The organism is Proteobacteria bacterium CG1_02_64_396, from assembly GCA_001872725.1.
Classification (GTDB): Bacteria; Pseudomonadota; MNWR01; order CG1-02-64-396; family CG1-02-64-396; genus CG1-02-64-396.
Genome location: MNWR01000026.1, coordinates 1 through 20,889 on the forward strand (window position 1 = coordinate 1; position 20,889 = coordinate 20,889).

The 20,889-nt window shown below is 63.9% G+C and carries 22 protein-coding genes and 1 pseudogene; 2 read left to right on the forward strand and 21 right to left on the reverse strand.

Translation table 11 applies throughout. The features are described 5' to 3' along the window. Window positions 1-727: pseudogene (locus AUJ55_03000) on the forward strand (hypothetical protein). A 28-nt stretch (window positions 728-755) separates the two neighbouring features. Then, the gene (locus tag AUJ55_03005) at window positions 756-1,235 is read left to right on the forward strand and encodes a hypothetical protein (protein OIO59719.1); all 480 of its coding nucleotides are present in this window, start codon (window positions 756-758) and stop codon (window positions 1,233-1,235) included. Between the two features lie 237 nt (window positions 1,236-1,472). Here AUJ55_03005 and AUJ55_03010 read toward each other — a convergent pair whose 3' ends face one another. The 21 genes from AUJ55_03010 to AUJ55_03110 form a co-directional block, all read right to left on the reverse strand. Further along, the gene (locus tag AUJ55_03010) at window positions 1,473-2,462 is read right to left on the reverse strand and encodes a hypothetical protein (protein ID OIO59720.1); all 990 of its coding nucleotides are present in this window, start codon (window positions 2,460-2,462) and stop codon (window positions 1,473-1,475) included. 19 nt (window positions 2,463-2,481) lie between these two features. Continuing rightward, window positions 2,482-3,186, reverse strand: coding sequence for a hypothetical protein (locus AUJ55_03015; GenBank protein OIO59721.1), 705 nt, complete (start codon window positions 3,184-3,186; stop codon window positions 2,482-2,484). A 14-nt stretch (window positions 3,187-3,200) separates the two neighbouring features. Then, a complete protein-coding gene (locus AUJ55_03020) occupies window positions 3,201-3,779 on the reverse strand; it encodes a hypothetical protein (protein OIO59722.1) in 579 nt (192 codons plus the stop codon). Continuing rightward, entirely contained in the window at window positions 3,769-4,386 is a 618-nt protein-coding gene (locus AUJ55_03025; protein ID OIO59723.1) for a hypothetical protein, read from the reverse strand. Before AUJ55_03025 ends, AUJ55_03020 begins: the two co-directional genes overlap by 11 nt. Continuing rightward, a complete protein-coding gene (locus AUJ55_03030; GenBank protein OIO59724.1) occupies window positions 4,376-4,918 on the reverse strand; it encodes a hypothetical protein in 543 nt (180 codons plus the stop codon). The genes AUJ55_03025 and AUJ55_03030 overlap by 11 nt, the downstream gene beginning before the upstream one ends. A 59-nt stretch (window positions 4,919-4,977) precedes the next feature. Next, window positions 4,978-6,498: an apolipoprotein N-acyltransferase gene (locus AUJ55_03035; GenBank protein OIO59725.1), complete on the reverse strand. Its 1,521-nt coding sequence runs from the start codon at window positions 6,496-6,498 to the stop codon at window positions 4,978-4,980. Between the two features lie 6 nt (window positions 6,499-6,504). Then, window positions 6,505-7,344, reverse strand: a complete 840-nt coding sequence (locus AUJ55_03040) for a hypothetical protein (protein OIO59726.1) — start codon at window positions 7,342-7,344, stop codon at window positions 6,505-6,507. A 63-nt stretch (window positions 7,345-7,407) separates the two neighbouring features. Next, complete coding sequence (locus AUJ55_03045) at window positions 7,408-7,830, reverse strand: rRNA maturation RNase YbeY (GenBank protein OIO59754.1); 423 nt, start codon at window positions 7,828-7,830, stop codon at window positions 7,408-7,410. 80 nt (window positions 7,831-7,910) lie between these two features. Further along, window positions 7,911-8,885, reverse strand: coding sequence for a hypothetical protein (locus AUJ55_03050; GenBank protein ID OIO59727.1), 975 nt, complete (start codon window positions 8,883-8,885; stop codon window positions 7,911-7,913). Beyond that, window positions 8,882-10,162, reverse strand: a complete 1,281-nt coding sequence (locus tag AUJ55_03055) for a tRNA (N6-isopentenyl adenosine(37)-C2)-methylthiotransferase MiaB (GenBank protein OIO59728.1) — start codon at window positions 10,160-10,162, stop codon at window positions 8,882-8,884. The genes AUJ55_03050 and AUJ55_03055 overlap by 4 nt, the downstream gene beginning before the upstream one ends. A gap of 119 nt (window positions 10,163-10,281) precedes the next feature. Beyond that, a complete protein-coding gene (locus tag AUJ55_03060) occupies window positions 10,282-10,773 on the reverse strand; it encodes a pantetheine-phosphate adenylyltransferase (GenBank protein OIO59729.1) in 492 nt (163 codons plus the stop codon). Beyond that, the gene (locus tag AUJ55_03065; GenBank protein OIO59730.1) at window positions 10,764-11,285 is read right to left on the reverse strand and encodes a hypothetical protein; all 522 of its coding nucleotides are present in this window, start codon (window positions 11,283-11,285) and stop codon (window positions 10,764-10,766) included. Before AUJ55_03065 ends, AUJ55_03060 begins: the two co-directional genes overlap by 10 nt. Before the next feature lie 56 nt (window positions 11,286-11,341). Further along, window positions 11,342-12,205: a hypothetical protein gene (locus AUJ55_03070; protein ID OIO59731.1), complete on the reverse strand. Its 864-nt coding sequence runs from the start codon at window positions 12,203-12,205 to the stop codon at window positions 11,342-11,344. Window positions 12,206-12,231: 26 nt separating this feature from the next. After that, window positions 12,232-12,894 carry a hypothetical protein gene (locus AUJ55_03075; GenBank protein OIO59732.1) on the reverse strand — a complete coding sequence of 221 codons (663 nt, stop codon included), beginning with the start codon at window positions 12,892-12,894 and terminating at the stop codon, window positions 12,232-12,234. Further along, window positions 12,891-13,220, reverse strand: a complete 330-nt coding sequence (locus AUJ55_03080; protein ID OIO59755.1) for a hypothetical protein — start codon at window positions 13,218-13,220, stop codon at window positions 12,891-12,893. Before AUJ55_03080 ends, AUJ55_03075 begins: the two co-directional genes overlap by 4 nt. A 108-nt stretch (window positions 13,221-13,328) precedes the next feature. Further along, entirely contained in the window at window positions 13,329-13,556 is a 228-nt protein-coding gene (locus tag AUJ55_03085) for a carbon storage regulator (GenBank protein OIO59733.1), read from the reverse strand. Window positions 13,557-13,671: 115 nt separating this feature from the next. After that, entirely contained in the window at window positions 13,672-13,977 is a 306-nt protein-coding gene (locus tag AUJ55_03090) for a hypothetical protein (GenBank protein ID OIO59734.1), read from the reverse strand. A 28-nt stretch (window positions 13,978-14,005) separates the two neighbouring features. After that, window positions 14,006-14,935 (reverse strand): signal recognition particle-docking protein FtsY, encoded by a 930-nt coding sequence (locus tag AUJ55_03095; GenBank protein ID OIO59735.1) that lies wholly within the window; start codon window positions 14,933-14,935, stop codon window positions 14,006-14,008. Window positions 14,936-14,998: 63 nt separating this feature from the next. Continuing rightward, complete coding sequence (locus AUJ55_03100; GenBank protein OIO59736.1) at window positions 14,999-17,701, reverse strand: pyruvate, phosphate dikinase; 2,703 nt, start codon at window positions 17,699-17,701, stop codon at window positions 14,999-15,001. Window positions 17,702-17,771: 70 nt separating this feature from the next. Continuing rightward, the gene (locus AUJ55_03105; GenBank protein ID OIO59737.1) at window positions 17,772-19,874 is read right to left on the reverse strand and encodes a glycine--tRNA ligase subunit beta; all 2,103 of its coding nucleotides are present in this window, start codon (window positions 19,872-19,874) and stop codon (window positions 17,772-17,774) included. Continuing rightward, window positions 19,871-20,755 (reverse strand): glycine--tRNA ligase subunit alpha, encoded by an 885-nt coding sequence (locus AUJ55_03110; protein ID OIO59738.1) that lies wholly within the window; start codon window positions 20,753-20,755, stop codon window positions 19,871-19,873. Before AUJ55_03110 ends, AUJ55_03105 begins: the two co-directional genes overlap by 4 nt. Window positions 20,756-20,889 lie beyond the last annotated feature (134 nt).

The window sequence follows — 20,889 nt, forward strand, 5'->3', positions numbered from 1 at the left end:
ACCCCCAGCCACCCCCGAACCGCCCCAACCCAAGCCCTCCCCCGCGGTGAACGTGGCGCCGCAGGAACACGAAGAGGCCGACCGTCTCGATCCCCTGCCCGAAGAACAGCCATGGGAGGTCGAAAACCGTCAATCACCCTCTTCTGTTGAGGAAGACGAAGCGGAGCACCCCCCGATGGGGCGGGGTTGGTGGTGGGCCAGCGTCGCCATGATTGCGCTGACCCTGGGAGGATTGGGGTGGATGTACCGCGATGCGGTTTTTGCCTCGCCCCTCATCGCCGACACCTTGGCCTCGCTGGGGTTGGCCCCCACCGTTGCCGTTGAGGGAATAGCGGTCACCGGCCCATCGGGAAGCGGGATCCCCGAGGGGCAGTTGATCCACTCCGAACACCTGGGCGACCTCTACATCATCCGCGGCAAGATCCTCAACAAGGATGGTCAGCCCCACCCCCTACCCTGGCTCGACGTCACTTTGACCGGAGCCAAAGGGGAAACCGTGCAGCATCTTCAGATCTTGCCCGAACCCTGGGACGGGGTCGCCCCACTGCAAATGCAGATGGTTCATTACACCCGCTGGCTCGACCACGCCACCCATCCCCGCTCCCCCTGGCCCGCCCTGGCGGGGGGGGAAAGTGGCGATTTTGTGGTGTTTTTTAGGGCCATCGACAATACCTTGGCTTCGGTCAACCGCTACGCCATCACCCTGATCCCGGGCCCGGCCCAATAACCGGACGACACGTCGGAAAACCAAACCCATGCCTTTGGAACCCCACCACACCAAGCAACAGGCCATCGAACACCTGCTCCACGAAGGGGGGAAGGTGATGATCGTGCTCGATGCCCGCCGGGATGGGGTCCGTGTCCCCCCGCAGCACCAGGGCGATCCGCGATTGCACATCGTTCTGAATCTGCGCGCCCCCAACCCGATCCGGTTCGAAGAGGATGGGGTCGCCTCGACCCTCTTTTTTGGCGGCATCCCGACCCCCTGCTTTTTTCCCTGGGATGCGATCTGGGCCGCCTACATCCCCGATGTCGACCGGGGCGCGGTGTGGGAGGAGTCGGTCCCCATCGACATGCCCCCCTCCATCCCCCCTGAGGTTGCCCCCGAGGCCGAACAAGCCCCCAGCGAACCGCCCCCCCATCGCCCGGCATTATCGGTGCTTGTGGGGGATCACGGCGGCGATGTTAAAAAAGGGGGGAGTGCCATAAAAAAGGGAAGAAAAAACCGACGCTAAAGGTGATTCGGTAGGTTTTTTTGGGGGGGGGGAGTGCAGATGGCACCTCCTGAACCTGTCGAAAGGGGGCAGCACCACCCCTGCACAGGTTTCAAGGCGCCGAAGAAAAAAACCGATCCCGGGGTTCGCAAAGCGGCCTCAACCCTGGCTCAATGCCGCGCTTCGGTTTGCCTTCGGCCTCGGAGGCGGCCTCCCTCACACCGGGGTTGGAGGGCCGCGAACGCGGCGGCCAAGCCGTTACAGCAACCCCAACCGCGCAAGCCACCCCTTGAAGGGCAAATCCCGCTTCACCGCCCGCAGCACCGCCTCCCCCCCCTCGTGTTGGGCCGCCTCCAATGCCGCACGCAGCTGGGTTTCGTTGCCCAGCAGGGCCGAGACAGCGGCGACCACGTAGGGGGGAAGTTGTTGGCCGAGCAGGGGGTCGAGGATGGCAGCGACCTTGGCCGCATCGCCATAATCCCGCTCCCAACAGGCCCGATTGATCAGGGCGGCGGGGTCTTGGGGCAGGCGGGCGAGCACCCGTTCGATGGCGGGCAGCGCCACCTGGGGCTGATCCATCTTCAAGGCGATGTAGGCCCGGTTGCTCCAAGCATCCAAACGATCGGGGTCGAGTTTGAGAAGACGATCCAAGGCGGTGGCGGCGGCGGCAAAGTCCTCTTGCTCGGTGGCAACCATGGCCAGTGTGCGCAGCAGGTCGGCCTGATCGCCGATCTCTTCCAGCAGTTCTTCCAATGCCTGACGGGCCTCGGCGAACCTTGCCCCCTGCGCCAGCACCCAGGCCCGGTTGAGCCGGGCGGGGAAGTGGCCGGGATGGCAGGCGATGGCGGTATCGAAGGCGGCCAGCGCCTTGTCCCACCACCCCTGACCGCTGAAGGCGATCCCCAGGTGGTAGTGCAGATCGGGATTGCGCGAGCCCCGCTGTTCGGCCTGAGCCCAAGCCGCCATCGCCCCCTCGTGGTCGCCGCTTTGAAAACGGGCAATCCCCAGATGGACCAAAGGCTCGGCCCAATCGGGACGCAGCTTGTGGCAACGCTCCAGCAGCGCTTTGGCCTCGGCGGTGGCGCCGACCTCACCGCTGGCGATCCCCAGACCAAGCAACAGATCGGGCGATTCGGGGAATGAACCCAGCCAGGGGTGCAGCAGCTCGTGGGCCTCGCGAAAGCGCCGCTCGTTCATGAAGCTGCGGGCCTTGAGCAGATCGCGCTCGAAGCGGTCTTGCTTGTTCATCGACGTACTCTTGCGCCATTCACTGCGGCAACTGCGCCATCATCCCCTCGATGGCCTCCTTCACGTTGGCCAGAATCGCCTTGTTGTTCCCATCCAGCGCAATCGCCTTGCCGATCCGCACCGAGATCGTACCGGGCCGCTTGATGAACCCTTTGCGGGGCCAGACCTTACCTGCGTTGTGGGCGATGGGGAGCAGCGGCACACCGGCATGTTTGGCCAGCCAGATCCCCCCCATCTGGTAATCGCCCACTTGACCGGGGGCGATCCGGGTCCCCTCGGGAAAGATGGTGACCGAGCGCCCCGCCGCAATCCGCTTGCCCCCCTCGTCGTTGAGCTGTTTCAGCGCCTGACGCCCCGCCGAGCGGTCGATGGCGATCTGCTCCAGCGCCAGCAACGCCTGACCAAAGAAGGGGATGTAGAGCAGCTCCTTTTTCAGCACCCAATTGAAGGGGGGCATAAAGACCGGAAAGGCGACCGTCTCCCAGGCCGATTGATGCTTGGAGACCACCACCACCGGGTGGTCGGGGATGTTCTCCAGCCCCTGCACGTCGAGTTTGATGCCGCACAAGATGCGCAGCGCCGCCACATTGGCCAGCGACCAGCCCCTTCCCAACTGCCAGCGGATCTTCCAAGGCAGGGGCCAGCACAGGATGATCGCCACGGCGTAGAAGACGGTGATCGTCCAGTGGAAGAGGTTGTAGATCAGGGATCGCAGCAAAAGCATGGCGTGGAGGCTCGTTATTCGTTGGGAAAGGGGGGCATGGGACGCAGGGTCTCCCCCAGAAACCACAGGCACTCGCCCAAGACGGCGGGGGACCATGGGTGCACCCCGGTGGCCACCGGCATGGGGACCAAAGAGATCTGTTTCAATTCGGGGCGGGCCCCCTTGAGCCGGGACCAAAGCAGCATCACCCGGGGGATGTGGTAGTCGGAGGTCACCAGATAGGCCGAGGTCAAACCAAGGCGGCGCAGGGCGGCGACCACCTCGACCAGATTCCCGGCGGTATCGCGGGCATGGTCGGCCAGGATCTCGCCCTCCCGCTCCAGCGGCAGCCCGGCGGCGGTCAACGCCTGGGCGGTGGTGATCCCCGCCCCCAAGCCCGAGATCACCAACCTACCCGCCACCCCCTGTTGCCACAGGCGATAGGCGGTTTGCAGCCGCCCGGCGTCGCCGGTAAGCACCACCACCGCATCGCGCGGTTGCAGCGATTGCTCCTGGGGTGAGGGAATCAGGCGCCAGAACAGGGCGATTCCCACCAGCAACACCGCCCCCCCCAAGGCCAGAACCGCCACTGCCCAAACCCGCTTACGCATCATGTTGGTCGACTGCCTCCATCCGGCTCCATGCCGTCACCGCCTCGACCACCTGGGCCAAGTCGTCGAAGATGGGCAGGTCGTTCATGGCCAGCTTGATCTCACTCCCCCGCCCTTTGCCGGTACGCACCAGCACCGCCGCAATACCCAGGGCTTTTGCCGCCTCCAGGTCGCGGGGAGCGTCGCCCACCATCAACACCCGGTCGGGAGCCCAGCCGCCGATCTCCAGCGCTTGGCGCAGCAACCCCGGCTTGGGTTTGCGGCAGTCGCACCGCGCCTCGGGGGGATGGGGGCAAATCAACAGGTGGGCGGCGCCGCTGCGCTGAGGATCGAGCCAGTCCATGGTTTTGGTATGAATCCGTGCTTGCTCTTGTTCACTCACCCAGCCCCGTCCGATGCAGGCCTGATTGCTCACCACCACCAGCGGCAAACCGAGGGCGCGCAGTCGGGCCAAGGCGTTCAAGGCACCGGGCAGGGGAATCAGGGTGTCGGCCCGGCGCACCGAATCGGGGCGGTCGAGGTTGAGCACACCGTCGCGATCAAGCAGCAGCGCTTGGAGGGGAAACCGCAAACCGGGGGGTGGAGAGATGGGGCCGTGCTTAGAACGCATGGCCCAGGGTCAGCACCACGTAGGGCATCAACGAGGCTTTGGGGACGTTGACCCCGTTGGCGGAGGGGGTTACCAGGGCGCCGTTGAGCCCCGCCGCCACATAGACGGTGCTGCCGGTCGGGTCGTGGCGAACATAGGAGGTACCCCGGTCGTCGCAGTCGCACAGGTCGAACCAGAAGCGGTAACCCAGGGCGGCATGGGCATAGGGGATGAATTTTTTGGCGGAGCTGCCGGTTTTGGGCTGAATGGTCGCCTGAATCAGGTCGGTGCCGAAGTCATAAACCAAGCCGCGGCGGTCCTCCCAGCAGTAGTGGCGCCAGTCGATGCCGACCCCCACCCCCGAAACCGTCCATCCGGTGTAACTCTGGTTGACCCCCTCGACCCGCAGCACCAGGTTCTCACGCCCAGCCATCTTTAAGTCGACCTCGACCGCTCCCGCCGTGGGGCGGGCGCTGGCCAGCACCTCGAAGAGACTGTTGTGGTTTTCAAGGTCGAGCGCTTGGGCCGGAGCGGCAGAGCCCCACCCGAGCATCCCGAGGCAGGCGGCTCGGATCCAACGGCTGGATGTGCTGTATGACATGGGCATTCCCTTCATGGGGTGGAGCGACGGCGGCGTAACCAGGCGGCCAGTAGGTAGATCAGACCGGCCAGGGCCGAGCCGTATTCTAGCGTCGGAGCCAGCCACAACGAGGGGACGGTATCGCGCCGGGAGCTCACCCACCCCTGCACCACCCCTTGACGTTCAAGTGGCAACAATGCGGTCACCACACCCCGTTCGTCGATCAAAGCCGAAATGCCGGTGTTGGCGGCCCGCACCACGGAGCGACGGTTTTCGGCGGCCCGCAACCGGGCGTGTTGCAAATGCTGCCACGGGGCCTGGGAGATGCCAAACCAGGCATCGTTGGTGATGTTGACCAAGACGTCGGCCCCTCGACGCACCCAAGCACGCGAAAGCTCGGGGAAAATCGACTCGTAACAGATCAGCCCCCCCGGACGACCCGGCCCCAGTGGCAGCGCCCGGTCGACCATCTTGGAGGGGTGGTAGGCGCCAATCCCCATCTGAAAACCGTTCAAAAACCCGAAGATCCCGGGCATGGGCAGATATTCCCCAAAGGGGACCAAATGCACCTTGCCGTAGAGCCCAGCGGGGCGACCTTCGGAATCGAACAGCAACATGCCGTTGCGGTAAGGGGGGAAGTCGCCGGGCGGGAAGGTCTCTTCACTACGCACCGGCGCCCCCAGAATCAGGCGGGTTTGCCGTGCGGCGATCCCCTGTTCGAGGTCGTGCAGCAGCCGGGCATCATCGAGGATGAAAAAGGGAAGGACCGTCTCGGCCCAAACGCTCCAGTCGGCATCGACCGGAGTCAGGTCGAGGTGATGTTTGACCAGTTCGTCGGCCCGTCCGGGGCGCCATTTTTCATTCTGGGCGATGTTGCCTTGCACCACCGCCACCGAGAATGGTTCGCCCCGCTCGGCCTGAGCATCGACCCACCCCCCTGCCCCCCAACCGACCAGCAGCAGCGCCCCCCCTAGCGCCAAAGGGACAGTGCGCAGGCGATCCCAAACGCCGGGGGCGGTCGCCAGCACCAGCAACGCCAGCACCAGCAGGGTCGTCCCCTCCCCCCCCAGGATCGGCAGCAGCCCCGCAAGAACCGGCCAATCGACCCAAGCGGTCTCGACCGGCATCCAGGGAATCCCGGTGAAGAGCCACCCTTGGGCAAATTGCCCCAGTCCCCAAAAGACGACCGCGAGCCCACTCAACGTCAGCGCACGGGCCCCGTCCCCGAAGCGGCGCAGCAACAGCAGCGAAAACAGGGGAAACAGGGCCAGATAACCGCCAAAAACCAGGGTTATCCCCCAGGCTGGGAGCCAGGGCATGGGGGCGTAGGTGTGCAGCGTGGCGGCCAACCAGTGCCAAACGGTGGCGGCGTGCAGGGTGAGCGCCGCCAGGAGCAGCCACGCCGCGTGGGGGGTAAAGCAGCGGCGCAGCCACCAGACGATCACCCCCCCCCAACCCAGAGGGGCCAGCCATCCCTCGGGGCAGCTCCAGGCTAGGGCGGCGGCGCTCAACCAGAGCAGGTCGAGCAAGGGGGTGGGCAGACGGGGCACCAAAGGCCCTTATTCGCCGCTCACCGGATGGATCAACACCTGCAAAATGCGGCGATCATCCATTTCGGCGATTTCGATCTCGAAACGCTCAAAGGGGAGCTTTTCACCTACCTCGGGCATCCGGCCCAGCAGGTGATAAATCAACCCCCCCACCGTCTCGTAATCGGGGTGCTCTAGCTTGATTTCAAGGGCGGAGAGCAGCTCGTCGACATCGAGCCGGGCGTCGACCCGCCATCCCTGGCCCTCGGGGACCATACGGGGCTCGTCGTCCTCCTCGTCGTACTCGTCGGCGATTTCTCCGACGATCTCTTCGAGCAGATCCTCGATGGTAATTAGACCTGCGATGCCGCCGTATTCGTCGACCACCACCGCCATGTGAAAGCGCTGATTACGCATCTCTTCGAGCAGCTCCTCGATCCCCTTGGTTTCAGGGACGAAGAAGGCGGGGCGCAGCAGTTTGTGCCAACCCGACAGCCCCTTGCCCTCCCCTACCAAGCGCAGCAGATCCTTCACCGCCAGGATGCCGCTCACGTGGTCGGGATCCCCCTCGTAAATGGGGAAGCGGGAGTGGGCCGACTCGACCAGCCCCGCAAGCAGGGTGTCGGTCGGGGTGTCGATGGCAAAAGCGACCATCTCGGAACGGGGGGTGAGAACCTCCCGGACCGTGCGGCCGCGCAGAACCAACAGCGAGGCAATCATGCGGGCGGCGGCGGGGGTGATGATCCCCGCTTCGGTCGCCTCTTGAATCATCTCGCCGATCTCTTCGGTGGCGGGCGACTCTTCTCGGCGGAACAGTCGCTTGAGCAGGTTGAGCAGCTCGAACCGCGAAGGACTAGGGTGATCCTCCATGGGGCTAACGGTTGACCTCCATCGTTGCGTCGAAACAGGGGCCGTGGGGGGCGGACGCGCGCCTCATCCCTCGGCCATACGAAAACCAAGTCGCTCAAGAATGGCCGCTTCGACGGCCTCCTGAGCGTCGGCCTCCACCTCATTACGTTCGTGATCCCACCCCAGCAAGTGGAGCACCCCGTGTACCATCATGTGGGCCATGCGGTCGAGCAGGGGCAAACCGAATTCGGTTGCCTCGCGCCGCACCACCCCCAGGGCGATGACGATGTCGCCCAGCATCGGGGTGGGTTGGGGCTCGTCGTCGTTCATGGCGAACGACAACACATTGGTCGCCCCCTCCTTGCCCCGGTAGGCGCGGTTGAGGGTCGCCATCTCTGCGTCGGCAACGACCTGAATCCCCAGCTCAAGCTCTTGCCCCGAAGCGACCAAAGCTTGCAGCAGCGGCAGATCGGCTTGATCGGCCAGCACCGTCTTGACGATGGTCAGGGCGGTCCCCTTGTCGACCGGGTTGTGGGCCGGATCGCAGGTTTGGTAATCGAGATGAAACCGCAAAATGCCGTTCACGCTCACGACCGCCCCCCCTGCTGCTCGAAGCGGTCGTAGGCCTGGATGATCCGCTCGATGATCGGATGGCGGACCACATCACGGTGATCGAACGGGCACATATTCACCCCCTCAACCCCCTCCAATGCCGCCACCGCGTGGACCAGCCCCGAAGGTTGCCCCTTGGGAAGATCGACCTGGGAGGGATCGCCGGTCACCGCAGCGCGGGAGGCGTAGCCGATCCGGGTTAGGAACATCTTCATTTGCTCAGGGGTCGTGTTCTGCGCCTCATCCAAAATGATGTAGGCGTTGTTCAGGGTGCGCCCACGCATGAAGGCGAGCGGGGCGACCTCGATGACGCCGCGCTCGGTGAGTTTTTCGACCCGCTCCGGCTCAAGCATGTCGTACAGGGCGTCGAATAGGGGGCGCAGGTAGGGATCGACCTTCTCTTGCAACGAGCCGGGCAAAAAGCCCAGACGCTCCCCCGCCTCGACCGCCGGGCGGGTCAAGATAATGCGATCAACCTGGCGGGCCAGCAGATGGTGGACCGCAGCCGCCATGGCGATGTAGGTCTTGCCGGTTCCGGCGGGGCCGAGCCCGAAGGTGACGGTGGCGCTCTTCAGCGCCCGGATGTATCCCTCCTGCCTGGGGGAGCGGGGGGTGACCTTGCGTTTGCGGGTGCGCAGCACCGCCTCCCCGTCCTCCATAGGGGGGAGCGCCTCGCCGCCAATAAAACGTAGTGCATCATCGACCGCTTCGATCTCGATCTCCCGCCCCTCTTGCAACCAACGCAGCAGCTTTTCGAGGGTATGAACCGCCCCGTCGACCATGGAGGCATCGGAGCCGATCAGGGTTAACCGATTGCCGACGGCGTGAATAGTGACCCCAAAAGCCTCTTCGATGCGGGCCAGATGGCGGTCGTGCTCGCCGCACAGCTGGCGACAGTGCTCGATGTTCCCAATCTCGAAACGGCGCTCAAACGCCCCCGACGGACTCACGACGCCACCTCGCCCCGCAGAGAGTTCCCCAACGCCCGCACCACCTTCACCTTCACCAGGGTGCCGATCAGATCGTGTGCGCCCGCAAAGTGGATCGGCCAGTTGTGGGCGGTGCGACCGAAGAGATCGCCATCCCGGTTGAACCCCTCGACCACCACCTCTTCAATCGCCCCCACCCGGCTGTCCAACGCTTGGCGCTGATAAATCTTCACCCGATCTTGCACCCGGGCCAGCCGCTCCTCTTTCACCTTTTCGGGAACGTCGTCCTCGATACGGGCGGCGGGGGTGCCGGGGCGTGGGGAGTATTTGAAGGAGTAGGCGTGATGGAAGCCGACCGCGTCGATCAGGGCCAGGGTCGCCTCGAAATCGGCGTCGCTTTCCCCAGGAAAACCGACGATGAAGTCGGAGGAGAGCGCCAGATCGGGACGTGCCTCACGCAGACGGCGAACCAGATCGCGGTATTCGGCGGCGGTGTGGTTGCGCTTCATCTTGGCCAGCACGGCGTCGGAGCCACTCTGCACCGGCAGGTGCAGAAAGGGGGCCAGCAACGGCAGCTCGGCGAAGGCCTCGATCAGATCTTGGTCGACCTCGGAGGGATAACTGGTGGTGAAACGCAGCCGTTTGAGGCCGTTGAGCAGTGAAAGACGGCGTAGCAGCAGCGCCAGGTTGTATTCGGTCCCCTCACTGTCTTGACCGCGGTAGGCGTTGACGTTCTGCCCCAGAAGGGTCACCTCGATTACCCCCTGGGCGATCAGGCGCCGCACCTCGGACTCGATGTCTTCGACCGGACGGCTGATCTCGGGACCGCGGGTGTAGGGGACAATACAGAAGGTGCAGAACTTGTCGCACCCCTCCATCACCGTCACGAAGGCGGTCGGCCCTTCGGCTTTGGCCTCGGGCAGGGCGTCGAACTTGGCGATCTCATCGAGGCGCAGGTCGGAGGCTTTCACTCGGTCGCGCCGTACCTGGGCCACCATCGCCTCTAGGTGATGCAGCGATTGGGGACCGACAACGATGTCGACATAGGGGGCCCGCTTTTGGATCGCCTCCCCCTCTTGTTGGGCGACACAGCCGGCCACCGCAATCACCAGGTCGGGGTTGGCCTCTTTGAGCGTGCGCAGCCGCCCAAGCTCGGAATAGACCTTTTGTTCGGCCTTATCGCGCACCGAACAGGTGTTCAAAACAATCAGGTCGGCGCTGGCGGGGTCTTCGGTCGGCTCCAGCCCCAGCCTGCCCACCGCCATTGCCTCAATGCGCTGAGAGTCATAGACGTTCATCTGGCAGCCAAAGGAGCGAATCAACACCCCTTTTTTAGTTCGAGCCGTTGGCGCGTCCTCTGCTTGAGGCTGCGCAGCGGAATGGTTAGTCGCCTCCACCACCTGTATCGACGCCAGGGTCACGCTTGCCCCTCCCCCAACTTGGCCAAAAGACGGCGCGCCACCTCGGGGTGGACGTAGAAGTCGATCTCCCCCCCCATCCGGCCGATCTCTTTGACAAAGCGGCTGGAGAGGTAGGTGTAGGACTCGCCGGTCATGAGGAAGACGGTCTCGACATGGGAGGGCTGTTTGCGATTCATCGAAGCCATCTGGAATTCGTATTCGAAGTCGGAGATCGCCCTCAAGCCCCGCAGGATCACGTTGCCGTCGATCTCCTCGACGAAACGGGTCAGCAGTCCCGAGAAGGCCATCACCTCGACGTTGGGCAGGTGCCCGGTCACCTCACGCACCATTTCGACCCGCTCGTCGAACGAAAACAGGGGCGATTTTTTGGGGTTTTCGGCCACTGCAACCACCAGTCGCTCGAACAATCCACTGCCCCGTTCGATCAGATCGGAATGCCCCCGAGTGATGGGGTCGAAGGTGCCGGGGTAAACCGCAGTTAAAGCCATGACGCTTCCCATACAGTGATGCAGCTTGATCCGTAGCGACGGGTGTCGCCCCCCTCCAGGGTTTCGGTGGAGGGGTGTTCGGCGGCGATGCGCCCATCGGGATGAAGCAAAGGGGCTAACAGGGGCAGGGTTTGTTGCAGCAGTCCGGTGCCATAAGGGGGGTCGAGCAGGATCAGATCGAAGCGCTCGCCCCCCAGGGCGCGCAGACCGCCGGGCAGTTCAAGGGGCAGGGTGCGAAAGTGGGCTCGGCCGACCCCCCATTGCTCAAGGGTTTGGGTCAGGACGGCAAGCTGGCGGGGATTGCGGTCGACAAACAGGGTGTGGGCGGCCCCACGCGACAGGGCTTCGGCCCCCAACACGCCGGAGCCGCAATAGAGGTCGAGCACCCGCAGATCGTGCAGATTTCCCAGGCGAGAAAACAGCGCCTCGCGGGCACGCGAAGAGGTGGGGCGCACCCCGCTGCTGGGCACCTGAAGCAGGCGGCCGCGGAACGTGCCCGCGATGATCCGCACCCCTCCCGGTCCGGAAGGGGGGCGGCGCGTTGCAGATTGGGATCGGGGAAGGGGGGTCACCAGCGACGTTGCAGAGCCTGCGTGGAGCGGGCGATGAGCGCCTCGGCGGTTTGGGCCTCCTTCACCGCATCGCATCCGGTCAGGATCGAGTAGTTCAAACTTGCCTCCAACCGCTTTTCGAGGCGGGGATGCATAAAGTTGATGTTGCCCAGTTCAACCTTCAAACGTTCGAAGAAGATGCGCGCATCCTCCTCGTTGGTCTCGGGCAGAATCAGGGCAAAGATCTCGGGACCGACCCGTCCGAGCAGATCAAGCTTGCGCACCCGGGCTTTGATGAACTCGGCCACCTTCTCCATCAAGAAGTCGACCACCCAGTCGCCGTGCATCTTCTTGTAGGTCTGGATTTGATCGACGCCGAAGCCGGCGATCACGAAGGGGCGCTGGAAGCGCACACAACGCTCCATCTCTTGTTTGAGACGCTCATGGAAGGTCTCGTACTTGGCCACCTGAGTGATTGGATCGAGCGGGTACAACGAGTAAAACCGCTCGGAGCGGCGCAGGGCGGTACGGATGCGGGCGATGAACTCCTGGGGCTCAATCGGCTTGGTGATGTAGTCGTCGACCCCCTTGAGCAGGGCGTCGACTCGGTCGGGAAGCTCTTCGCGGGCCGAAAGAAAAATAAACGGGGTGACACTAAAACGACGTTGGTCGCGCACCGCCTCGTAAAAAGCGTAGCCGTCCATGTTGGGCATCATGATGTCCGAGATGATCAAATCGGGACGCTCGGTGGCGAGAATCCCCATTGCCTCGTTGCCGTCGCGGGCCATCAATACTTCGTGACCGTCCTGGGTCAACAGGTACGAAACCATCTGTAGCGTGGTTTCGGAATCCTCAACCAACATAATCTTTTTAATCATCATTCGGACTTCCTCCTCTGGCCCCTCGATCAGGACGAAGGAGTTTGCATTTCCAAGATCGCCTCGGCAAGGCGAGCAGGGGTTTCCAGCCACATTTCGGGCAGATAGGGGGCGAGCATTTCGGGGGGATGGACCCCATAGGTCACCGCCAGCAGACGGGTCCCCGCCGAACGGCCCATCGCCATGTCGTAGGTGGTGTCGCCCACCATCGCCGCATGGGCCGGGGCGACATCAAGCTCGGCCAGTACCTCGTACAACATCGCCGGATCGGGTTTGGAGGGGCACTCACAGCTGCATCGGCTGGCGGCCACATAGGCGCCCAACCCGGTCTCATGCAAAGCCCGGTCGAGCCCGGCCCGCGATTTTCCGGTCGCCACCCCGATGCGATACCCCGCCTCGGCCAGCCGCTTGACCGACTCCAACACGCCGGGAAACAGGGGCACCCCCCCCTGAGACAGAAGGCGAAAGTGGTGCTTGTACCCCTCCCCCGCCCGCTGGTGCAACGCCCGATCCCCCTCGGGAATCAGGGTCGCCATCGCTTGGGGCAGACTCAGACCGATGATCGAGGCGAGCTTCTCTTCGGGCTGTAGCGGCGCCCCGGCCTCTTCGAGCGCACGCCGTAGCGCCTCGACGATGATCGCCCGGCTGTCGGAGACGGTGCCGTCCCAATCGAGGATGACTGCCCGAATCACGAGACCCCCCGCACGGTAGAAAACCGCTCGTGCAGCTGTCGCAGGTAATCCCACGAAAACAGCCCCGAATCGTGGCCATCGTCGAAGACCATCTGAATGGCGTAGTTGCCCACCGGAATGAAGTCGGTGATGCCGACATCCTGTTTGCCGGTGATGACTTGGGCCTGGTCGGGGGTGTGCCCTTTGCAATCGGCACAGGGGCATTCGACCCGCAGCAGCTCGTAGCCGAAGCGGCTTTGCGCCCCATCCTGCCAGACGACTTCGAGCCTCTTGTGCTCGGAATAAACATGCAACTCGGCGGGAATCGCCCGATTTTGCCCGGTCATAACCACCTCAAACGGTTTGCGCGCCAGCGTCGCCGCATCGGCGTCCGCCAAAAAAAAGCCCCCGACCTAGGCCGGGGGCTCTCTTGGGGCGTCTATGCTGCGGGAAGTTCAATCCCCGAACAGACGATCCATCACCGCCAAATCCTCGTCGTCGACGGGACCGGAGGTGGTGTTTTCACGTTTGATGCGCTCGTAGATCTCCTCGCGATGGACTTCCACTTCGCGGGGGGCATCGATGCCGATACGAACCTGGTTGCCCTTGATGCCCAAGATGGTGATTTTGACGTCGTCACCAATCATCAGGCTTTCGCCGTTGCGCCGGGTGAGAATGAGCATGGATCACTCCTGTGTGAAAAAAATGGAAAGAGGTAAAACCCAAGGGATTTCGTCCAATTTCAAATCGCGGCGAATCCTAGTGACGGGCAGACTGCGATGTCCAATAACAATTCCGTCAAAATCGGCCAATATTAACCACTTGCCCCGCGTTGACGATTTCCAATCCCAAAAACTCGTCGGAAAGTGCCCCGTCTTTGCGATGAATGTAGACATGGCTCACGTGAGGGGCGTAGCGCCGGGGTCGACCGTGGGTATCGGTCTGTAACGAGACCTCGTGCAGCAGCTCGACCGCCAGGGCATCCTCTTCGGCCACATAGGCCCGCACCAAGCCGAGCTTTCCGTTGTTCAACCGCACATAACGTCCGGACAGGGCGGCCAAACCGGCGGGGTCGCCCGCCAAATCTTGAATGTCGTCGGACACGGGACACCTCCTGCATAAAGACAGCGGTTCAGTCGTCGCTGAACAGCGCCTCGACATACCCCTCGGCATCGAAGGGGCGCAAATCCTCGACCCCCTCCCCCACCCCGATGAAGGCGATGGGAATCTTGAGCTCTTCGGCAATCGAGACCACCACCCCACCCTTGGCGGTGCCGTCGAGTTTGGTCACCACCAAACCGGTGACCGGGGTCGCCTCGTGGAAGGCGCGGGCCTGACGCAGGGCGTTCTGGCCGATGGTGGCATCGAGCACCAGCAGGGTGTCGTGGGGCGCCTCGGGATCGAGCCGTTTGAGAACCCGTCCCACTTTTTTCAGTTCCTCCATCAGCCCCCCCTGGGTATGCAACCGCCCAGCGGTGTCGATCAACAGCAGTTCGATCCCCCGCTTTTGGGCCGACTCCAGGGCATCGAAGGCGACCGCCGCCGAATCGGCGCCCTGCCCCTGGCGGATCACCGGTACCCCGGCCCGCTCCCCCCAAACCACCAATTGTTCGGTCGCCGCCGCCCGAAAGGTATCGCCGGCGGCCAACATCACCTTGAGCCCCTCACCCTGGTACCGGCGGGCCAATTTACCCAGGGTGGTGGTTTTTCCGGCACCGTTGATTCCCACCATCATCGCCACATGGGGGCGATGATGGCGCTCCTGCAAAAAGGGGCGCTCCAACGGTTTGAGAATAGCGATCAGTTCTTGGCGCAACACCCGAGAAACCGCCTCGGGGGTGGGATCTTTCTTCGCCGCACGGCGAACCTTTTCCATCAACCGCTCGACCGTCGCCACCCCCATGTCGGCCATAATCAGGTGGTCTTCCAGGTCGTTCAAAATCGAGGCATCGACCGGTTTGCGCCCGATAAGCCGCCCCAACCCGCCCCCCAACTGGGCGCGGGTCTTGGTAAGTCCGCTTTTGAGCTTGCTCCACAGCCCCATGAATCGACCCTCTTTGATTCAACCCGCCGCATGAAAAAGGCCGGCAATGCCGGCCTTTTTCGCTGTCCACCACCGACTTGGTTATTTCTTTTCAGCCAGCACCGCTTGAGCGGCGGCGAGACGTGTGATCGGCACCCGGAAGGGGCTGCACGAGACATAATCGAGCCCGGCCGCATGGAAAAACATCACCGAGGTGGGGTCGCCTCCGTGCTCGCCGCAGACCCCCAGCTTGATGTCGGGACGGGTGGCGCGCCCCCTTTCGATCCCCATCTTGACCAGCTGGCCAACTCCGCCCACGTCAATCGAGACGAAGGGGTCTTTTTCGTAGATCCCCTTGCGGACGTATTCGCCGAGGAACGAACCGGCGTCGTCGCGGGAGATCCCCAGGCTGGTCTGGGTCAGATCGTTGGTGCCGAAGCTGAAGAACTGCGCCTCGTGCGCAATCTCGTCGGCGGTCACTGCGGCGCGGGGCAGCTCGATCATGGTGCCGATCATGTAGGTCACCTCGACCCCGGTCTCACGCAGCACCTGGTCGGCCACCGCCACCGCCTGTTTTTTCAGCAGCGCCAGTTCGGACTGCTTGCCCACCAGGGGGATCATGATCTCGGGAACGATGCTGAACCCATCGTTTTTTACCAGCTCGCAGGCAGCCTCCATGATGGCGCGGACCTGCATTTCGTAGATCTCGGGGTAGGTAATCGCCAGACGGCAACCGCGATGTCCAAGCATCGGGTTGAACTCGTGCAGGGCAGCGACCTTTTCTTTGAGTTTTTCTTTCATCGCGCCGCTGGCCCGGGCTACCTCGGCGATCTCTTCGTCGGTGTGGGGAAGGAACTCGTGCAGCGGGGGATCGAGCAGGCGGATGGTGCAGGGGTAACCCTTCATCGCCTTGAAGATGCCGCTGAAATCCTCGCGCTGCATCGGCAGCAGCTTGTCGAGCGCCTTACGGCGACCCGCCACGTCGTCGGCCAGAATCATCTCGCGCACGGCGGTGATGCGGTCGCCGTCGAAGAACATGTGCTCGGTCCGGCATAGGCCGATTCCCTCGGCGCCAAAACTACGTGCCACCTCGGCATCGTGGGGGGTGTCGGCATTGGTGCGCACCTTCAAACGGCGGATCTCGTCGACCCAGCCCATCAAACGACCGAACTCGCCCGAAAGCTCTGGGGAGCGGGTGGGAACCCGGCCCAGCATGATCTCGCCGGTCGAGCCGTCCAGGGTGATCCAGTCGCCCTTGTTGACGGAGATGTAACCGACGTTGAACAGCTCGGATTCGTAGTCGATCTGGATCTCGCCGCAGCCCGAGACGCAGCAACGCCCCATGCCGCGGGCGACCACCGCCGCGTGGGAGGTGGTGCCGCCGCGGGCGGTCAAAATTCCCTGGGCGGCGTGCATGCCGTGGATGTCTTCGGGGCTGGTCTCGATGCGGACCAGAATGACGCTTTCACCCTTCTCGGCCCACTCCATGGCGTCATCGGCGTGGAAGACCACCTTACCGGTGGCGGCGCCGGGGGATGCGGGCAGACCGCGGGCGATCACCTTCTTCTCGGCGTTGGGGTCCAAGGTAGGGTGCAGCAGTTGATCAAGCCGCTCGGGCTCAATGCGGGCCACCGCCTGCTCTTTGGTGATCATCCCCTCGTCGACCATGTCGACGGCGATCTTCACCCCGGCCCGGATGGTCCGCTTGCCGTTGCGGGTTTGCAGCAACCAGAGGCGGTTTTTCTGGATGGTGAACTCGATGTCCTGCATGTCGCGGTAGTGGTTTTCAAGCCGCTTGTAGACGGTCACCAACTCGCCGAAGACCTCGGGCATCGCCTCTTCCAGCGAGGGGAAGCGGCTCTTGCGGTCGACCTCGGGCACGCTGTTCGAAAGGGCCCATTCCCGACTACCGGCCTGGGTGATCTGCTGGGGGGTGCGGATGCCGGCCACCACATCCTCGCCCTGGGCGTTGATGAGGAATTCGCCGAAGAAGACGTGCTCGCCGGTGGAGGGGTCGCGGGTGAAGGCCACCCCGGTGGCGCAGTCGTCGCCCATGTTGCCGAAGACCATGGCGCAGACGCTCACGGCGGTACCCCAGGACTCGGGGATGTCGTGCAGGCGGCGATAGGTGATGGCCCGGTCGTTCATCCACGAATTGAAGACGGCGCCGACGGCGGCCCAGAGCTGCTCTTTCGGAGACTCGGGGAAGGGCTTGCCGGTTTTGTTTTCGATGATCCCTTTGAAGGTGGCGACCAGCCCCTTCATATCTTCGGCAGACAACTCGGTATCGAGCGCCACGCCGCGGGCTTTTTTCAAAGACTCAAGGGCGTGTTCGAAGTGGTGGTGATCGACCTCCAGCACCACGTCGCCAAACATCTGCAAAAAGCGGCGGTAGGAATCCCAGGCGAAACGCTCGTTGCCCGATTGCTTAATCACCCCCTGCACCGTGGTGTCGTTCATACCCAGGTTGAGAACGGTGTCCATCATGCCGGGCATTGACACCCGGGCGCCGGAGCGCACCGAAACCAGCAGGGGATTTTCGGCGTCGCCGAATTTAGCCCCCATCTCGGCCTCGACACGGGCCATGGCGGCGTCGACCTCAGATTCCAGCCCGGCGGGGTACTGGCGGTTATTGTCGTAGTAGGCGGTGCAGATCTCGGTGGTGATGGTGAAACCGGCGGGAACCGGTATGCCGAGCGTGGCCATCTCGGCCAGGTTGGCCCCCTTGCCCCCCAGCAGGTTCTTCATGGAGGCGTCGCCCTCGGCAACTGCGCCACCGTAGTAATAAACCATCTTGTTCGCCATGACTCCCCCTTCGCACGAAGGCGATCGGTCCGTCTACCAAAAGATCAAAAAATGTTTGAATGGATTGGGTTTAGGCCACTTCGGCCGCGACGTCGAGCAGGGCGATGTCGCCCACCAGCCGGAACAAACCGTGGATCTCGGCCAGAAGCCCCAAACGACGCGACCGCACCGATGGCTCCTCGGCCATCACCAAAATGGTATCGAAGAACCGGTCGACCGGCTCCCGAAATTGCGCGGTCAAGGTTAAGGCATCGACCCACGCCTGCCCCGAAACCGCCTCTTCAATTTGGGCCCCCAGGGCGACCACCGCATCGAGCAGCGCCCCCTCCTCGGCCTCTAGACCCTGCTCCCCCTCGTGGGGCAGCCGTTTGGGCTCATCCACCGCCTTGGCCAGGATGTTGTGGATCCGCTTGTGGGCCGCAGCCAGGCTCGCCGCCGCTTCGCCAGCCCGAAAGGCCGACAGCGCCTCAACCCGCGCCTGCACCAACACCGGGTCATCATCAACCACCGCCAAAGCCGCCGCGATGACATCCTGGGGATGGGACCACAGCCCTGGCAAACGCCCCGCCACGAAGGCGGTCAGGTCGTCGCTCAGGGTTTGAGGCTCGACCGTCAACATACCCGCCGGGAACCCCTCGATGGCATGGGCGAAGATCTTGCGCAGATTCAGGCGGAGCGATCCGGCCAACACGATGCGCAGCACCCCGAGGGCTGCGCGGCGCAGACCGTAGGGATCCTGCGACCCGGTGGGACGCATGCCGATACCGAAGGCGCCGACCAGGGTGTCGATGCGATCGGCCAGGGCCAGCACCGTCCCCGCCGCCGTGGCGGGCAGGGCCGAATCCTCGCGGCCGGTCGGCAAATACTGCTCGCGCAGCGCCACCGCCACCGCCTCGGGCTCGCCGTCGTGTCGGGCGTACTTCTCGCCCATGATCCCCTGCAACTCGGGGAACTCCCCGACCATCTCGGTGAGCAGGTCGGCCTTGGCGAGCTCGGCGGCCCGGTCGGCGGCCGCCTCGCAGGCACCCCCGAACGCGGCATCGACCGCCGGGGCGAGCAGCGGTGCCAAGCGGCGCACCCGTGCGCTCTTGTCGGCCATGCTCCCCAAACCCTTGGCGAAGGTCACCCCCTCCAGCCCGGCGATGCGATGCGACAGGGGATGTTTGCGGTCCTGGTCGAAGAAGAACATGCCGTCCGACAGCCGCGCCCGCAGCACCCGCTCGTTGCCCGCCTGAATCGCCGCCATCGCATCCGACTCAAGGTTGGCGACCGTGATGAAACGGGGCAGCAGATGGCCGTCGCCGCCTTCGATCACAAAGAACTTCTGGTGGCTGCGCATCGAGGTCATCAGCACCTCGCGGGGCAACGCCATGAACCGACCATCGACATGGCCGATGACCGGCACCGGCCATTCGACCAGATTGGTCACCTCTTCGAGCAGCGCCTCGTCCTCGACCAGCACCCCCCCTGCATCTTGGGCGCACAGGGCGATGTCGGCGGCGATCTTCTGGCGGCGGGCCAGTTCGACCGGCATCACCTTGGCGGCCTCCATCGCCGTCAGGTAGTCGTCGGCCTGGACCAGTGGCACCGGCGTGGGGGCGAGGAAGCGGTGGCCGCGGGTGGTCCGCCCGGCGGCGACCATCTCCAGCTCGAAGGGGATCACCTCGTCGCCGAGCAGGGCAACGATCCAGTGCAGGGGGCGGCAGAAGCGCAGCCGATGGTTGCCCCAGCGCATCGATTTGGGGAAGGGGATCGCCTGAATCAGTCCCGGCAACGCGGCAGCCAATACCTCGGCGGTCGCCTTGCCCGGCTCGATCCAGCTGCGCCCCATGTAGATCCCTTTGGGGGTCTCGATCTTCTCAAGCTCGGCGACCTCAACCTTTTGGCCTCGGGCGAACCCTTGCAGCGCCTTGGTTGGATGGCCGTCTGAGTCAAAGGCAGACTCGACGGCGGGGCCGAGTTTTTCCATGCGGCGGTCGGGCTGGCGGGGGCTCATCCCCGCAATCGACACCCCGATGCGGCGAGGGGTGGCCAACGTAGTGATGTGCTCGTAGCCGATTCCCTCTTGGCCCAACAACGTTTCAATCGACTCGCGCAGCGCTTGTGAGGACTGGCTGACCACCTTGGCGGGGAATTCCTCCACCCCGAGTTCGAGCAGGAAGGTGCGATTCATTCAGCCACCCCCTGGTGGGCCAGCATGGGGAAGCCCAGCTCTTCGCGGCTTTGCAGGTAGCGGGCGGCGCACATCCGCGCCAAGCGGCGCACCCGTCCAATGAAGCGGGCCCGCTCGGTCACCGAAATCGCACCGCGGGCATCGAGCAGATTGAAGGCATGGGAGGATTTCATGCAGTAGTCGTAGGCAGGCAGCGCCATCCCCTGTTCGCACAACCGCTCGCACTCACCCTCGAACCGATCGAACAAACCGAAAAGCATCGCGACGTTGGCCTGCTCGAAGTTGAAGCCGGAGCCCTCGACCTCAAGCTGATGGGCGACCTCGCCGTAGGTGGTGGTTTCGTTCCACTTGAGGTCATAGACGTTGTCGACCCCTTGCAGGTACATCGCCAGCCGCTCCAGCCCGTAGGTGATCTCGCCGCTGATCGGGTCGAGGTCGATGCCACCACACTGCTGGAAGTAGGTGAACTGGGTGACCTCCATGCCGTCGAGCCACACCTCCCAACCCAAACCCCAGGCGCCCAGGGTGGGGGACTCCCAGTCGTCTTCGACGAAGCGGATGTCGTGGGCCAGGGGATCGATCCCAATGGCGCGCAGGCTGCCCAGGTAGAGCTCTTGAATGGCGTCGGGGGAGGGCTTGAGGATGACCTGAAACTGGTAGTAGTGCTGAAGCCGGTTGGGGTTATCGCCGTAGCGGCCATCTTTGGGGCGGCGCGAGGGCTGCACATAGGCGGCCCGCCAGGGCTCGGGACCCAGGGCGCGCAGGAAGGTGGCGGGGTGGAACGTGCCGGCTCCGACTTCGCTGTCGTAAGGCTGAAGGAGCAGACACCCCTGCTCGGCCCAGTAGCGTTGCAGCGCCAGGATCAGCGATTGGAAGGTCACGGTCGGGGGATCCTTGGGGGAGGGTAACCTGTGTGATTTATGCCGGTTTTTCCCGGTTCCAAGCCTGGGCCTGTGGCCGGGCCGGAACGATACGGACCGGCATGGGGGGGGTCAACCGTTGGAGGGACGCAAAT